This window comes from Clostridium porci (assembly GCF_009696375.1).
In the GTDB taxonomy this organism is placed as follows: domain Bacteria; phylum Bacillota; class Clostridia; order Lachnospirales; family Lachnospiraceae; genus Enterocloster; species Enterocloster porci.
The window spans coordinates 271,773-287,733 of sequence record NZ_VUMD01000002.1 but is presented as its reverse complement, the minus strand read 5'-3'; the positions used below and the strand labels follow the sequence as shown (position 1 = coordinate 287,733).

16 protein-coding genes are annotated in these 15,961 nt (G+C 46.9%); 4 read left to right on the top strand and 12 right to left on the bottom strand.

Going from position 1 to position 15,961, the window contains the following annotated elements; all coding sequences use genetic code 11:
* Nucleotides 1-4 precede the first annotated feature (4 nt).
* The 5 genes from FYJ39_RS03590 to FYJ39_RS03570 all read right to left on the bottom strand — a co-directional run bounded on the left by FYJ39_RS03590 (nucleotide 5) and on the right by FYJ39_RS03570 (nucleotide 5,995).
* Complete coding sequence (locus FYJ39_RS03590; protein WP_154471075.1) at nucleotides 5-439, bottom strand: RrF2 family transcriptional regulator; 435 nt, start codon at nucleotides 437-439, stop codon at nucleotides 5-7.
* Nucleotides 440-640: 201 nt separating this feature from the next.
* Nucleotides 641-2,854, bottom strand: a complete 2,214-nt coding sequence (locus FYJ39_RS03585; protein WP_154471074.1) for an alpha-galactosidase — start codon at nucleotides 2,852-2,854, stop codon at nucleotides 641-643.
* Nucleotides 2,855-3,685 carry a carbohydrate ABC transporter permease gene (locus FYJ39_RS03580; RefSeq protein ID WP_154471073.1) on the bottom strand — a complete coding sequence of 277 codons (831 nt, stop codon included), beginning with the start codon at nucleotides 3,683-3,685 and terminating at the stop codon, nucleotides 2,855-2,857.
* 13 nt (nucleotides 3,686-3,698) lie between these two features.
* Complete coding sequence (locus tag FYJ39_RS03575) at nucleotides 3,699-4,607, bottom strand: carbohydrate ABC transporter permease (protein WP_154471072.1); 909 nt, start codon at nucleotides 4,605-4,607, stop codon at nucleotides 3,699-3,701.
* Nucleotides 4,608-4,675: 68 nt separating this feature from the next.
* Nucleotides 4,676-5,995 (bottom strand): ABC transporter substrate-binding protein, encoded by a 1,320-nt coding sequence (locus tag FYJ39_RS03570; protein WP_235919727.1) that lies wholly within the window; start codon nucleotides 5,993-5,995, stop codon nucleotides 4,676-4,678.
* A gap of 187 nt (nucleotides 5,996-6,182) precedes the next feature.
* Between FYJ39_RS03570 and FYJ39_RS03565 the strand changes: the two genes are divergently transcribed.
* Together FYJ39_RS03565 and FYJ39_RS03560 are read left to right on the top strand one after the other, a co-directional pair.
* Nucleotides 6,183-7,022, top strand: a complete 840-nt coding sequence (locus FYJ39_RS03565) for an AraC family transcriptional regulator (RefSeq protein ID WP_154471071.1) — start codon at nucleotides 6,183-6,185, stop codon at nucleotides 7,020-7,022.
* Between the two features lie 396 nt (nucleotides 7,023-7,418).
* Entirely contained in the window at nucleotides 7,419-8,828 is a 1,410-nt protein-coding gene (locus FYJ39_RS03560) for a spore germination protein (protein ID WP_154471070.1), read from the top strand.
* A gap of 31 nt (nucleotides 8,829-8,859) precedes the next feature.
* Here FYJ39_RS03560 and galT read toward each other — a convergent pair whose 3' ends face one another.
* Nucleotides 8,860-10,380 carry a UDP-glucose--hexose-1-phosphate uridylyltransferase gene (gene galT, locus FYJ39_RS03555; RefSeq protein ID WP_154471069.1) on the bottom strand — a complete coding sequence of 507 codons (1,521 nt, stop codon included), beginning with the start codon at nucleotides 10,378-10,380 and terminating at the stop codon, nucleotides 8,860-8,862.
* Nucleotides 10,381-10,475: 95 nt separating this feature from the next.
* Nucleotides 10,476-10,994 carry a Gx transporter family protein gene (locus tag FYJ39_RS03550; RefSeq protein ID WP_235919726.1) on the bottom strand — a complete coding sequence of 173 codons (519 nt, stop codon included), beginning with the start codon at nucleotides 10,992-10,994 and terminating at the stop codon, nucleotides 10,476-10,478.
* 360 nt (nucleotides 10,995-11,354) lie between these two features.
* Here FYJ39_RS03550 and FYJ39_RS03545 point away from each other — a divergent pair, with 360 nt between their 5' ends.
* Nucleotides 11,355-11,858 carry a hypothetical protein gene (locus FYJ39_RS03545; protein ID WP_154471067.1) on the top strand — a complete coding sequence of 168 codons (504 nt, stop codon included), beginning with the start codon at nucleotides 11,355-11,357 and terminating at the stop codon, nucleotides 11,856-11,858.
* On the top strand, nucleotides 11,858-12,208 hold the full coding sequence (locus FYJ39_RS03540; RefSeq protein ID WP_154471066.1) for a NusG domain II-containing protein: 351 nt from the start codon (nucleotides 11,858-11,860) through the stop codon (nucleotides 12,206-12,208). Before FYJ39_RS03545 ends, FYJ39_RS03540 begins: the two co-directional genes overlap by 1 nt.
* A gap of 169 nt (nucleotides 12,209-12,377) precedes the next feature.
* Here the strand turns inward: FYJ39_RS03540 and FYJ39_RS03535 are convergent, their stop codons facing one another.
* From FYJ39_RS03535 to FYJ39_RS03515, 5 genes are all read right to left on the bottom strand, one after another.
* The gene (locus tag FYJ39_RS03535; protein ID WP_154471065.1) at nucleotides 12,378-12,572 is read right to left on the bottom strand and encodes a hypothetical protein; all 195 of its coding nucleotides are present in this window, start codon (nucleotides 12,570-12,572) and stop codon (nucleotides 12,378-12,380) included.
* 171 nt (nucleotides 12,573-12,743) lie between these two features.
* Nucleotides 12,744-13,100: a DUF1667 domain-containing protein gene (locus tag FYJ39_RS03530; RefSeq protein WP_154471064.1), complete on the bottom strand. Its 357-nt coding sequence runs from the start codon at nucleotides 13,098-13,100 to the stop codon at nucleotides 12,744-12,746.
* 3 nt (nucleotides 13,101-13,103) lie between these two features.
* Nucleotides 13,104-14,369 carry an NAD(P)/FAD-dependent oxidoreductase gene (locus tag FYJ39_RS03525; protein WP_154471063.1) on the bottom strand — a complete coding sequence of 422 codons (1,266 nt, stop codon included), beginning with the start codon at nucleotides 14,367-14,369 and terminating at the stop codon, nucleotides 13,104-13,106.
* 17 nt (nucleotides 14,370-14,386) lie between these two features.
* The gene (locus tag FYJ39_RS03520) at nucleotides 14,387-15,826 is read right to left on the bottom strand and encodes an NAD(P)/FAD-dependent oxidoreductase (protein ID WP_154471062.1); all 1,440 of its coding nucleotides are present in this window, start codon (nucleotides 15,824-15,826) and stop codon (nucleotides 14,387-14,389) included.
* The gene (locus FYJ39_RS03515) at nucleotides 15,819-15,956 is read right to left on the bottom strand and encodes a hypothetical protein (protein ID WP_154471061.1); all 138 of its coding nucleotides are present in this window, start codon (nucleotides 15,954-15,956) and stop codon (nucleotides 15,819-15,821) included. The genes FYJ39_RS03520 and FYJ39_RS03515 overlap by 8 nt, the downstream gene beginning before the upstream one ends.
* Nucleotides 15,957-15,961: the final 5 nt, after the last annotated feature.

The following is a 15,961-nucleotide window of genomic DNA, read 5'->3' as shown; positions in this document are numbered from 1 at the left end:
TGTATTATATCACGTAATTATTCTTCATATTCTTCTGCCACTGGGTCAAATCCTCCAGCGTATACTGGTTCACCACCCCTGCAATCGCTTCGTCCAGCTCCTGCCAGATCTTTAAAGTAACGCATTCTGCCTGTTTGGCGCAGGGATTTTCGTCCCCTGACAAGCAATCCACCGGAGCCAAGCTGCCTTCGGTAACTCTCAGAATCATTCCCACCGTATATTCCGAAGCAGGCCGGGAAAGATAGTACCCGCCCTGATTTCCCCGGATGCTGCGCACATACCCGGCTCTTGATAAAATGGCGACAATCTGCTCCAGATACTTCCCCGATATATCCTGCCGTTTTGCGATGTCCTTTATCTTTACCGGCTCCCCGTCCCCATTCAGGGCCAAATCTATCATTGTTCTTAAGGCATAACGTCCCTTCGTTGATATCAGCATGTATTGTCACTTCCTTTATTTTAGTATAAATCTGTCTGCTTCCTTTTATCCTTACAGAATTATCATACTATTCCTGTAGGAAATATGTCAATAGAAAGTTTAAAAACCTGGGCAGCCTGAAGCTGCGGATCTACCCATAGCTGAAAATCCCCCTGGTTCAGTTACCCAAACCAGAGGGACGCCTTAAAAACCTGTCATCATTTATTCTTCACTTTTCAGAAAATAGATTCTGGAGCTGTAATCCCCTCCAGAATTACACAGTTCCCTTTCCTTTATCACCATTCCCACATTCATCAGCTCATCACCTCCATAAAGGACAGACTCATCCGAATCCAGGATATAATTTCTTTCCGGAGCCAGTCCGGCCAGCTTTACGCGAATCCAGCCCCCATTCGGTATCCCCGATATACGGTACCAGCCCACTAATGCCTCCCGTTTATCCTCAGACACCACCATCCATGCCCCATCATTTCCCTGAAACGGACTGGAAAGACGGTAAAAATCTCCGGTCATAATCAACCTGCGGTGGCGCTTTGCAAACATAATTTGGGAACGGACTATCCGGGCTTCTTCTTCCCTTAATCTGCTTAAGTCAAGTTCATAGCCAAATACTCCGAACATAGCCACATTGGCCCTTGTTTCAAAGGGCGTAACACGCCCCACCTGCTGGTTAGGCACCTCTGACACGTGAGCCCCCATTGTTGACAGGGGGTACACATAGGAAGTTCCGTACTGTATTTTTATACGCTCAATTGCATCTGTATCATCGCTGGTCCATACCTGTGGAGCGTAGTACAGCATACCAGGATCATAACGGGCCCCTCCGCTGGAGCAGGATTCAAACAAGATCTCCGGGAATCTCTGTATCAGCCTTTCATACAGCCCATAAACACCTAAAATATACTGATGCATGACCTTTCCCTGATCCTGAGGCTTCTTTGCTCTGGAATAGCACTCGGTCATATAGCGGTTCATATCCCATTTAACATAGCTGACAGGCGCTTGCGATAACACTGCTTCCATCATTCTGTAGATATAATCTACAACCTCACTGCGTGAAAAATCCAGAACGTACTGATTTCTGCTGGGTGAAGGGGTTCTTTCAGGTGGACAGAGGATCCAATCCGGATGGCTTCGGTAAAGATCCGAGTCCTTATTGACCATTTCCGGTTCAAACCACAAGCCGAACTTCATTCCAAGTCCGTTTATTTTTTCTGCAATACCCTGAATTCCCCCTGGCAGCTTATCCATGTTCTTCACATACCAGTCGCCTAGTCCCCTGCAGTCATCCTCTCGGTTTCCAAACCAGCCGTCGTCCAGAACAAACAGCTCTATGCCAAGCTCCTTTCCTTTTATGGCTATTTCAACCAGCTTTTCTTCCGTAAATTCCGGGCCGGTTGCTTCCCAGTTATTGATAAGAATGGGCCGTTCCCTGTCCCTCCAGTATCCGCGAACCAGTCTTGTACGGTACAGCCTGTGAAAGACCTGGCTCATCCCGTTCAGTCCCTGTTCTGAGTAAACCAGCACAGCCTCTGGACTCTGGAAGCTTTCCCCCCTATTCAAAGGCCATTCAAAGCCATCTGGATGAATACCAATCTGAACCCTGGTCATGCCACAGGTGTCAACCTCTGCCTGCTCTATATGATTTCCGCTGTAAATCAGGCTAAAGCCATAAACCTCCCCGCTGCGTTCATTTGTATAGGGGCGCTTTATAGCCAAAAACGGATTCTGCTCCGCACTGCTGCTTCCCCTCCTGCTCCCAATGCCCTGCAGCCCCTGCTCCAGCGTTCTGACAACCACGCTTCTCTCCCTTGCCCAGGCGCCGGACAGCTGTACTGATTCATAAGCAGAATCCGCAAAATCTACACTGGCGCTTAAGACTCTTTCCAGCACTACCCTTTCCTCTCCCCTGTTGCTGAAGTTAACGCTTCTTGTTATAGCTGGGAAATCCCGGAAAATGCTATATTTCAGAATACAGTCCAGATTCAGGGCTTCGTCTGTCAACCGGATTTCAAGGCTCTCTGCCTCCGGCTCGGCCTCCACATATAGAGCAGGAAGTCCCTCCAACTTCTCTTTCCCTTTATAAATTCTGTGGGAGCTGTATTGAAAATGAGTAATCCTGCTCCCATTTTCCTGTCTCAGCTCAAAAGCAGGCTCTCTGAAGTCTCCGGTTCCCACGCAGGGGTATTCCATCCTGCTGTACTGTGGACTGAAAAAATAATCCCGCTCCTTTGTATAAACCGCAAGAGAACGGCTCCCCCCCTCCAGCAGATAAGAAAAGTCCTCCTTATGACGAATCCGTTTCCCAAAATACAGATTGCCCACGGCCCCATTGGGCAGGATTTGCAGAATATAGCTAATCTGTCCGTTAAACAAATGAAATTCCTTTGATTGTTCTGAATATTTTACAGCCATCTATAATTTCCCTCCTGACGTAGCAATCCCTTCAATAAACTGCCTCTGAAAGATGATATAGAGCAGCAGCATAGGCCAGATTGCCAGTACAGCCGCAGCCATCAGCTCCGGATAATTTACGGAATAAGCGCTTGATATTTTTGCCAGGGCAGCAGACAGAGTCGAGGCGCCGGCATTGGAATTTACAATCATGGGCCACATAAGATCCTTAAAGGAAAACAATGCGGTAAAAATCGAAAGTGCCACCAGCCCTGATTTTGTAAGCGGCAGCATAATCCTCCAAAAGGTCTGTCCGATATTACAGCCGTCTAACCTGGCGGATTCCTCCAGCTCCTTGGGCAGTCCCATGAAAAACTGCCTGAGCAAAAAGGTTCCGAAGGCGCTGACCAATCCTGGGAAAACCAAAGCAAAGACAGTATTTCTCATTCCCATCTTATCAATCATCAAATACTGTGGTATGACAAAAATCTGAACTGGTACCATCATCTGAAACAGCACCAGGCCAAACAAGAAATCCCTGCCTGGAAATTTAAGCCTTGCAAAGGCATAGGCAGCCATAGCGCTGAACAGAACCGCACATCCCACACGTATTGCCATCATTGCAAAGGTATTAAGATACAAACGCAGGAAATCATTTTCCCCGATTACCTTCTCATAGTTTTCCCATTTCAATTCCTTAGGAAAAAAATGAAATGGATTCATAGAAGTAGCTTCCGTCACTGTTTTAAAGGAAGTAAGAACCATCCACACAAAGGGCATCATCATTACACATGCCCCCAAAAGCAGAACAATATGCAGACAGAATATGGATATATTCCTTTTTCTCTTCATATATTCGCACCTCCTACATATAATTTACCCATCGTTTCTGCAGTCTGGTCTGAATCACCGTGATTATCATAATAATGGCCAAAAGCAGCATGACAATGGCAGATCCATATCCCTTGCCGGAATACTTAAAGGAGTTATTATAAAATAAATATACAAGTGATACTGTACTGTCGTAAGACGGGCTGCTCACTCCAACCATCATATAAATCACATCAAACACCTGCATTGCCGTTATGATGCTTGTCACAAGCACAAAAAACAGGGTAGGTGAAATCAGAGGAAGCGTAATGTTAAAAAACTGACACACAGAACCGGCCCCATCTATATCAGATGCCTCATAATAATCTGATGGTATTTCCTGCAGCCCTGCCAGCAGCAGAACCATACTATATCCGATGGAGCTCCATATGCCAATGACCGCTACCGAAAGCAAAGCAATCCTGGGATTATCAATCCAGCTCACACTTCCAACGCCCAACCGGTTCAGCACATGGTTCAATAGACCAAATTTATCATTATACAGCCACTTCCAGACCATTGTAACCGCAGCCGGAGCCGCCACCATAGGGATAAAGTAGATAGTTCGGTACGCCCCCTTCCCCTTAATATTCCCATTTAACGCAACTGCCAGAAAAAGAGCAATCGCAGTAGCAGCAGGCACTACCAGACAAGTATAGCCAAGGGTATTGCGAACCGCACACCACACCTGGGTATCCTGAAGCATTTTCTTATAATTCTCCAGACCTACAAAGGTATTTCCCTTTCCAAAGGCGCCGCTTTTGAAAAAGCTTAAATAAAATGTCTGAAAAATTGGTATGATATTTAAAACAATCAATCCCAATATGGTGGGAAAAACCATTCCCCAGCCCCAGAGCCATTCATTCCATGTTTTCCTGGGAATTCTAATTTTTTTCTTTTTCATAATCCACCTTCTATAAAATTGCAGCAGTGTGCTTCACTGCTGCAATACCTGACACAATACTGATTCGATTAATCCTCTGCCGCCAGCGCTTCGTTCATCATATTGGCTACATTCTGGCAGGCCGTCAGAGTATCCTCCTTACCGGCATAGGCATTTTTTAAAAGCTCATATGCCTTATCCTCCCAAATGCTGGTCTGATTGGAGTAGGGACGAATCTGAGCATAGTCTACCATATCAATATAGCACTGGGTGTTAAACATAGGATATGCTTTTGCAAAGGCATCGGAGGAGCCATTATATGCAGAAATGGCAATACCAAGCTCAGCCTGACGGATTTGCCCTTCCCTGCTGCTTAAATATTCAATCCATTTCCATGCTTCATCTGGATGTTCACAGGTAGCAGACATCCCATTTCCGAGACCGTTAAAAATAGAGGCCCTCCCGCCCTCATTGGACATAGGCAGAACCGCACAGTCAAAATTCTCCTTCATAAAATCTGACGAAGCAAATCCGGATAAATTCCATGAGCCAAATAACCCCATGGCGCACAGTCCGTTTTCAATCGCCTCAGCCCGCGCCTTATCGTCGTAAATCTCCGGTGACAACCCTTCCTTTACATAGCTGAAATACTCTTCAATTCCTGAAACGGTGGCTGATTCATCATATCCTGATTTCTTGTCCTTCGTGATAATTTCCCCGCCGTTCTGATATACAAAATTATAATATCCCTCCTGATTATGTAAGCCTGCGCAGAAGCCATACTGGCTTTTGTCATCCTTCGTGAGACGCTTTGCCGCTTCCTTTAAATCCGCCCAGGTCCAGGTATCATCTGGATAGGCAATTCCCGCTTCGTCAAATAAAGTTTTATTATACCAGAGGGCTATGGTATCGTAATCCTTTGGCACCGCATACTGTTTGCCATTTATATTGTATATTCCCGCTAAGCCTTCCGGGTAATTTGAAAGATCTACCTTATCGCTCGCTTCAATGTATGGGGTCAGATCCATCAGCTGGTCATTGGCTCCATAATAATAGATATTGTTGGAGTGCATCCAGAAGGTATCTGGAAGGGAACCTCCGGTTGCCGCAGCTTCCAGTGCCGTCCAGTAATTATCCCAGCTATTTACCTGAATATCAATTTTAATATTCGGGTTTTCCTTTTCAAATTCATCGGCCACTGTGCGAAGCAGCTCCCCCTGATTGGAATCCCAGCATCCATAGCTGATTGTGACAGTACCTTCTGTCCCTGAAGCGCCGGCCTTTGCCATATCAGCCGCTGCCTGGGACATCCCCTGTTCCTGCTCATTGCCTGAGCTGCCGCATCCAGCCATCATTCCTGCCGCTAATATTGTGCCGGCCACAAAACAGATCCATCGTTTCATCATCATTCTTCTCCCTTCTGCAACATTTTTATATTTCTATTGAAGCATATTTTTTATTCTATGAAAATGTCAGCTTATCGCTTTCACATGTCAATTTGTGTCTTTTGATCATTGCTTTAGCCGAAAAACATATGGTAAAATGTCTTAATGACCTGTTTTCATAAAACCTTACTTACCAGGAAAGGAGCTGTCAATGGCCTTTAAAAAAACCTATGATGAACGCTATTTTATCAATTATGATTCCTGCGCCGATCTTCAGCTATATGAAATAGGCTGCCAGGCTTGTCCGCCTTCCTACTCCTACGGCCCCATTATCCGAAGCCATTATATTTTCCATTATCTTATATCCGGGAAGGGAACTCTGACTATAGAGGATAAGGACTATCCCGTCTGTGCCCATCAGGGCTTCATTATCCCGCCTGATATACTGGCATACTATATAGCAGACAGCAAGGATCCCTGGAATTATATATGGATCCATCTGGATGGCCCCCAGGCCCATGAATCCTTTCAGGCTTCAGGGCTGCACAAAGCGAATCCTGTTTTTATATCCTCCGAATATCCAAATAACGTGGAATCCATCATGAAGGAATTTCTGTCCAGCCACCACAGGGAATTATATTGTATTGGGAAAACCTATGAATTATTTGACTGTCTCAAGTGTCTTTCAACAAATGAATGTATGACTACGGTCAACCACAAGCTGGCCTATATTAAAAAAATTATAGGCTATATTCATGTCAAATACAGCGAGCCTTTTCATATGGACGAGCTCGCCCATGTCTGCGGCCTGGAGCGCAGCTATATGACAAGGCTGTTTAAAAACGCCACCGGCCGCACACCACAGGAATATCTTGTTTCCTACCGTATGAAGCAGGCGCGTCTCATGCTAGAGAAGGGAGAGTTTTCGATTCAGAATATTGCCTATGCTGTAGGCTATAGTGATTCCTTTACATTTTCCAAAGCCTTTAAGAGAAATGTGGGATTGTCGCCACATTACTACCGTACGCAGTATCTAAAGCAGCTTCCTTAGCCTGCCAAAGCTCAAAGTAGATCATCAAAAGCCTACGGCTGAACGATAGCATAAAAAGCGAGAGCTGCCTTTCCCCCACAGAAAGCAGCTCTCAGTCACGATCTAAAACCGTCACACTATTAGTTTATCTGGCATCCCCATACCAAACAAAACCTGTAAGGCACTCCTTTGTGCTTCTTACATGGACACTATAGCACTGATTCTGTCATTTGTCAATGCTTCTTTGTGCATAATAGTGAATTTTTTTCTTTCAAATCCCAATTTTTATATAAAATTCTTCCATCTGTGCACATCAGGCAGGCCCATGCTATCTGAATATTTTGGAGCAATTTGGTACATACTTACTTTACATTTGATTTTCATTCAAGGCTGTTCAAAAACAGAAAGGAAAAAACCATGAATTTTTCTCCAAATTTAACAGACAATATTACGTACCTTCACAAGAAGCTGAATGTCCAGACAAATTTTGACGTGGTCTACCGGATCATCCATATAGGAGGCCGGGAAGCCTGTCTCTACTTTATAGATGGCTTTACAAAAGATGATTCTCTGCTTAAAATTCTTCAGGCCTTCTCCTCCATTAAGCCGGAGGATATGCCCCAGGACGCTCACAGCTTTTCCAAACGGTATGTACCCTACGGGGAAATCGGCCTTCTAACCAACGATACCGACATGATTATCCAGCTTCTCTCCGGGGTCTCCTGCCTGTTCATCGACGGTTATGATAAATGCATTACCATCGACTGCCGTACCTACCCTGCAAGAGGAGTCAGCGAACCGGAAAAGGATAAAGTAATGCGGGGTTCCAGAGACGGATTTGTGGAAACGCTAATCTTTAATACAGCTCTTATACGCCGCCGTATCCGAGATCCCAAGCTTACCATAGAAATCATGACGGCAGGCGAAAGCTCCCACACAGATATAGCCATCTGCTACATGGAAAGCCGGGTGGATAACAAGCTCTTGGACACCATCAAAAGCCGGATTAAAAAGCTGAAGGTAGATGCCCTTACAATGAACCAGGAAAGTCTGGCAGAGTGCATCTTCCCCCACAAATGGTTCAATCCCTTTCCTAAATTTAAGTTCTCCGAACGGCCGGATACAGCAGCCGCCTCTTTGCTGGAGGGAAATATCGTTATTCTGGTAGACAACTCCCCCTCAGCTATGATACTGCCCTCCTCCGTTTTTGACATCATTGAGGAAGCAGACGACTACTATTTTCCACCTATTACAGGCACCTATCTGCGTCTATCCAGGATGGCAATATCCATCCTTTCCCTGATGCTGACGCCCACCTGGCTGCTCCTTATACAGAACACCAATCTTATACCAGACTGGCTGGCCTTTATCCAGCTTTCAGACCCATTAAACGTCCCTCTCATATGGCAGCTTCTGATACTGGAATTTGCCATTGACGGCTTGAGACTGGCAGCTATCAATACTCCCAATATGCTGACAACTCCCCTCAGTGTTATCGCCGGTATTGTGTTGGGAGAATATGCTGTAAAATCCGGGTGGTTTAACACCGAGACTATGCTGTATATGGCCTTTGTAACCATTGCAAACTATTCTCAGGCCAGCTTCGAGCTGGGCTATGCCATGAAATTTATGCGCATTATCATTTTAATACTGACCGCCCTATTTAATATCTGGGGCTATATTCTGGGAACCAGCTTTGCAGTATGCTCCATTATATTCAATCGGACTATCGCGGGAAAGAGCTATATATATCCCTTGCTTCCCTTTCACTGGAGAGAGTTGAAAAAGCGGTTTTTAAGAGGCCGCCTGCCCCACACAGAAAAATAAGAAGCAAGCTTTAAAAACGAGGGTGCGCCTTCTAGGCTTCCTTAAAGCCAGCCGTCTTTAAAAATTTACTAAATCGCCTGCGCCCCTCTTCATCGCATTTGTACACGCCTGCATGCTCCAGCACCCGTGCAAACACATGCCCTACTTCCTCCTTAAGAATCTGCTCCACATTCTCTCCAGTGACAGCAATCCCCTTCTGCTTATAAGCAGAAAGGAATCCCTCCACCCAGTCTGCATGCTTCCCAAGCTCCTCGTCGCCGCGAATATCCTTCCCATTGATAATATAATCTGCCAGTGCCGTCAGCTCAGTCTTAAGCCGAGAGGGCAATACAGCCAAGCCCATAACCTCAATCAGGCCGATATTCTCCTTCTTTATATGATGCAGCTCCTGGTGGGGATGATATACGCCCAGAGGAAATTCATCTGTGGTAATATTATTGCGCAGCACCAAATCCAGCTCATACAGCTCTCCTGCCTTGCGGGCAATGGGGGTGATGGTGTTATGAGGCTCCCCATCTGTTTCAGCAAAAATAAATGCCTCCTCGTCCGTATACCCTCTCCAGCAGGTAAGAATCTTATCTCCCAGCTCAATGAGGCGCTCCGTACTCTTTGCCCGCAGACGCAGAACCGACATCGGCCAGAACACAATTCCCGCCTCAACATCTTCATATCCTTTCATGGTAAAATATCGTTCAATTCCTGCTTCGGCCATCGCAAAGGTATATCTCCCTCCCTGGAAGTGATCATGGCTCAGTATCGACCCTCCTACAATTGGGAGATCCGCATTGGAGCCCAGAAAATAGTGGGGAAACTGCTTAATAAAATCAAACAGCTTCTGAAAGGTGGCTCTGTCTATTTTCATTGGAACATGCTGACCATTAAATACGATGCAATGCTCATTATAATATACATATGGGGAATACTGGAAGCCCCACTGGCTGCCATTCATCCTAATAGAAATAATTCTGTGGTTGTTTCTCGGAGGATGATTCCCGCGGCCTGCATAGCCTACATTTTCCATGCATAGCTGACACTTGGGATAACCGCTCTGCTTAGCCAGCTTTGCTGCCGCAATTGCCTTTGGGTCCTTTTCCGGCTTAGACAGATTCACGGTGATGTCCAGGTTCCCGTAGGGCGTCTTTGTAACCCACTTCATATCCTTTTTAATACGATAGCGGCGTATGTAATCGGAGTCCTGGCTCAGCTTATAGTACCAGTCCGTAGCTTCCTTCGGAGACTCCTCATAATAGCGCCAGAATTCCCTCTCTACCTCGCTGGGTCTTGGCATCAGGCAGTTCATAAGCCTAGTATCCAGCAGATCCCGATATACCACGCTGTCCTCCTTTAGAACTCCCGTCTCTGCGGCATAGTCCAAAAGCTCCTTAAGTATGGCCTCTAAATCCTCGCAGGGAACCGTCCCCTCCGGCATCTCAAATTCATCCAGCATCAGCGCGTCCAGAATCTGATTCCTGGCGTATATGGCATCCGCTTCCTGAATAAGTCCCCTGTTCAGGCCATACCGCACCAGCCCCTCTATCGCTTTATAAACCATAGCAAAACCCTCCCTCTTCTCTTCTTTCTGTTTTAAATCCTTTTTATTATATCTCCCGCCTCCTCAGGTGACAATGTCATTTTTTCGGATCTATATTAAAAATTTTTTAAAATACCGCTCACACGCAGTACAATCATGCCTCCCAAAAGCCCCACCAGCGCTCCTGCCGCTGTTCCAGCCGCCAGAAGCACTGGCAGATAGGAAAATACTCCAAAGGTATGAACCACAAAGGCTGCCATCAGAAACTGCCCCACATTGTGGGCCACTCCTCCCAGTATGCTTACGCCCACCATTCCAAAAAGACGGTATTTTTTACACACATACATAACCAAAAGGCTTAATACGGCCCCCGCGCCTCCAAAAAGAATGGCAGAGGGCGGGCCAAAGATAAAACCGGTAAACAGAATCCGCACTCCGTTTACGAGGATCGTTTCCCTCACTCCCATACAGTAAAGGCTTACCATCGTAACCAGGTTTGCCAGCCCCAGCTTCACCCCAGGCGCGCCCAGATAGACGGGAACCAGGGATTCCACGTATCCCAGAACAACAGCCAGAGCGATTAAAAGGCCCAGCAGAGCCAGCTTTTTTGTTAATATATTTTTTTTTACGGACATGGATATTCTCCTGGTCATATATTTCCGCTGCCTATAGCCCCCAGCCTCCATATGATGAAACACTCCTTCGCCTATCACCGGATCAACCCGGAACACAACTGGGGCTATTATACCCAATTCTCCAGCTATGGTATTTCTCCGTGAACGTCATCCCTCCTGGGGATATTCACATGGTTCAGCTTGGTGTTCTGCCACGCTTTCCCGTGTCACTGAACCAGCGCGGTATTATATCTCGCGATATTATACCATAATTAGTTCCATGATTCCAGGGAAAACTGATTGTACATCCGCATATTTTATGATAATATAAACAATATCCGTTTTCTGGATGGAAAACTACTATACGCAAGGAGTGTTACAATGAGCAAAGAACCAATGAAACAGACATCCAAAAGCATTGCCGGTATTGTTATTATGGCCCTTCTCTCCCTTATCGTAATCGCTATCTCCGGCCCTCTGTACCGTACCTTGAGAGGACCCATTACAAACGCCCGGCCGGAATATCCTCTGACAGACGGCGCTTACACCTATGAAGCTTCCCAGTTCGATGATTCAGGCTGGAAAGAGCGTGTGTCCATCACCGTGGAGGACGGCATTATCACCTCCTGCTCTTGGGATGCCTTTAATGAAAAAGGCGAGAGTAAGAGAAAGCTTTCCATGGACGGCCAGTACGTAATGACTGAGTCAGGCCCTACCTGGGCTGAACAGGCCAATTCTGTGGCAAACTATGTAATTGAACATCAGAAGGTTTCCGGCCTTGCCAATGAACAAGGCTACGCAATGGATACCATCGCTTCTGTCAGCATCAATATTTATCCCTTTGTTAATGGCCTGGAGGACTGTCTGAAGCAGGCAGCAGAATAATGAAGCTATTACAGAAACGGGATTTCATACTGATCGCAACGCTTCTGCTGATTGCCTTGGCCGCCTTGGGGATGATTCGGTTCTTTCGCCCTGCACCGGCTGCTACCGCTGAGATAACCGTGGACGGAGAGGTTGTGGAACAGCTGGATCTGAGCAAAGACACAGAAGTGACGATCACAGGAAGCAGCGGGGGCTTTAACCACCTGATTGTTAAGGACAGACAAATCTGGTGCAGCCAGGCCAGCTGCCCTGACAAGGTGTGTATTCACCAGGGTCAAAAGCATTTAAGCAGCGACACCATCGTTTGTCTGCCAAATAAGATGATTGTCACAATTATTGGAAACAAATAGTGAACTACATAAAAGTACCGGATAAGCGATAGATTTCTCAAGCTTATTCCGGTACTTTTTCCTATCGCTTCCAACCTCTATAATATTTCAGAAGCTTCCACCCTGCTCAAATCCCTGGCCCTTGGATCTTGGCTTTGGGGCTATCATTCAGGTCATACTCTTCTTATTTTTATTCTCCTAAGCAGTTCATGTCGTTCAGGCTACAAGTTTTATACGCTTCGTTCTCGACACAATTCATGTCATTAAGGCTGCAGGTCTTATCTTCTCTGCCCTCCATGCAATTCATGTCATTGAGGCCGCAGGTCCTATCTTCTTCCTCCGTTATGCCGTTCATATTATTGATGTCCAGTTCTTTCTTTTCCATAGAAATCTCCATTCAGCCGCCATTATCTGGCGGCGCCAATTATTATAATGTTTATCTGTCTCTTTATTCCTTCACAATCACATTAAAAAGCCATGCTTTAGAAACCAACTAAAGCCTTAGTAGCACCGGGGTAAACGGGACGCCGCCTAAGGGCGTCTGTCATCCCCGCAGCTACGCTTCCTTTGTAGCTATGATATCCACTCCTGTTCCTGCCACATCAGGCACTATCACATCTCCTATGTGGACAGGCCCTTTCACAGTAATGCCCTTTAGGGCTCTTATGCACTGGAAGATTTTATCCTTTGGTATGTCCTCCTTCGTCTTTACAGAAACCATCTTCGCCTTACTGTCCTCCACCCATACCGTAGAGGTAACAATCCTGGAAGGACTTAGCACTTCTTTTTTAGCATATACCTCACCGCGCTTACAGGTGTGACCTGTTACCTTTAATATCTCCCCTTCTTCCAGTTCCACGGTCAGTGGACAGCCCATGGGACAACCGATACAAATAAGCGCTCTTTTTTCCATGGTCTACGCCTCCTCTACCTTTATTGTAATAGTTTTAAGCTCCGGATGCAACCGTAGCTGTGCTTTTTCCAGCTTTATCTCCTCCATCTCGCCGGGAGCCATCACAGGGCGTTTTCTAAGCAGAGCCTGCTTATTGTTAAAGTATACTCCGATGCAGCAGTTTTTATAAACCTTTCCCACACGGAAGCGTACGATCTGGATATCCTCCATACGTTCCGGGTTTATAGTACAGGGCACTGTGTAGCGCACTCCGTCCACGGCCTGCAGGTTTATCTCCCGGTCCTTATGAGCTCTCCGTCCGCCTCTGACATACCTGGCCGCGTTTTTACCGGCTGCGGCCGCCTCCTCAGACACGAAATCCACCAAATCATGGACATGGAGCACATTTCCACAGGCAAATACACCCTCAACGCTGGTCTCCAGGCTCTCGTTTACAACTGGGCCTGCGGTGATCCGGCTTATCTTAACTCCCATTCCAAGGGATAGCTCATTTTCAGGTATCAGGCCTACGGACAACAGAAGGGTATCGCAGGCGTAATCCTCCTCTGTCCCTGGAATGGGCCTTCCCCTCTGGTCCACAGCAGCCAGGGTAACTCCTTTTAGCCGTTCCTTTCCTCTGATATTCACCACTGTATGGCTCAGCTTCAGCGGAATGTTATAATCATCAAGACACTGTACGATATTTCTCTTTAATCCGCCGGAATAAGGCATCAGCTCTGCTACTACCTTAACCTTGGCTCCCTCCAGCGTCATACGCCTTGCCATAATCAGCCCAATATCGCCGGAGCCCAGGATTACCACTTCACGTCCGGGCATGAAACCCTCCATATTCACCAGGCGCTGGGCTGTGCCTGCGGAGAAGATACCTGCCGGACGGTAGCCTGGAATATTAAGGGACCCTCTGGCTCTCTCCCTGCACCCCATAGCAAGAATGATTGCCTCCGCCTGAAGCTCAAACAATCCCTCCTCCCGGTTCATGGCCGTAACCACCTTCTCATGGCTGATATCCACCACCATAGTATTCAGCTTATACTCAATCTTCCTCTCATAAATCTGCTCCTCATACCGGGCCGCGTACTCCGGCCCTGTAAGCTCCTCCTTAAAGGTATGCAATCCGAATCCATTGTGAATACACTGATTCAGGATTCCTCCCAGTTCATTGTCCCGTTCCAGGATAAGAATACGTTGGATTCCATTATCCCTTGCTGCTACTGCCGCAGCCAGACCTGCAGGCCCTCCGCCAATCACAACGATATCATATTCCTTCATCTTAAGCGCGCCTCCTTTTAAATTCTGTCCTTATTCGTTCCCACTACAAGCTTTGACTTCCCTCCGGCCTTGGTTATCTCCCCCATAGGAAGCCCCAGCTCCCGGCGCAGAATATCCATTGACCGAGGAGAGCAAAAGCCTGACTGGCATCGTCCCATCCCGGCTCTGGTTCTGCGCTTGATTCCATCTAAGGATCGGGCTCCTAAGGGGCGGTGTATGGCATCCAGGATTTCTCCTTCCGTTACCAACTCACAGCGGCAGACAATATTTCCATAGGCCGGCTTTTCCTTAATCAGCTTCATTCTCTCTTTCTTTGTCAATTCATTGGGACTCAGAATTCCCTTCCTTGTACCATGAAAGCCGGGATTAAGCTCAAGCCCCATTTTTCTTGCCAGGATTTCCGCTACCATTTTTCCGATGGCCGGACAGCTGGTAAGTCCCGGCGATTCGATACCAGCGCAGTCCACAAATCCAGGAGCGTCCTCCAGCTCCTTAATTATAAACTCGTGTCCGTCCTCATGAGCACGCAGTCCGGCAAAGGATGTGATCACCTGTCTCATAGGAAGATCCTTTACATTCATCCCCCCCTTTTCAATCAACTCATCCATCCCCTCCCTTGTGGTAGCTGTAGCCTCCTTATCCGTTATATCAACAGCAGTAGGCCCTACAATCAGGTTGCCGTGAACGGTTGGCGATACCAGTACGCCCTTGCCATATTTCCCAGGAAGCGCAAAAATCGTGTGGGAAACATGGCTTCCCGCATTCTTGTCAAGCAAACAGTAGTCGCCCCGTCTGGGTGTAATATGAATCTTGGTTTCACTGACCATATTATGGAACACATCCGCGTACAGGCCGGCCGCATTGACCACATATTTGGCTTTATAGAATCCCTGACTGGTTTCCAGAGCCCAGCCTCCCTCTAGTCTGCAAATACGCCTTACTTCTGTGTTAAATTTAAAAGCGATCCCATTGATACAGGCATTTTCGGCTAACGCTATATTTAAATTAAAGGGACATACAATACCGGCCGTAGGCGCATAGAGAACGCCTGCCACCTCATCTGTCAGGTTTGGCTCCATGGCGTGAATCCTGCCCTTATCTGTAATAACCTCCAAAGCCCTGACGCCGTTTTTCAGGCCTCTCTCGTAAAGAGCCTGCAAACCGGGAAGCTCCTTCTCATCCAAGCACACTACCAAAGAGCCGCACTGCTTAAATGGAAAATCCAGCTCTTTTGCCAGCTTTGGCATCATCTCGTTTCCCTCTACATTCAGCTTTGCCATGAGGGAGCCCTCCGCCGCGTCATAGCCCGCATGTACAATGGCGCTGTTTGCCTTGGAGGTTCCGCAGCATACATCCTCCTCCTTCTCCAGAACACAGGCATTTATCTTATACCGGGAAAGCTCTCTGGCTGACGCAGAGCCGGCCACACCTGCCCCGATGATAATAACGTCATACATAGTTTTTCTTCCTTTCTGCTGCAATCGTTTTATATACTATGGTATATGACAAATCATCCATATCCATTTTCCTCCTTATTGCTTCATCTTCCAGAATGTAGAGCAACCGGCCAGGCGCCTCCTTTGGCACTCAAG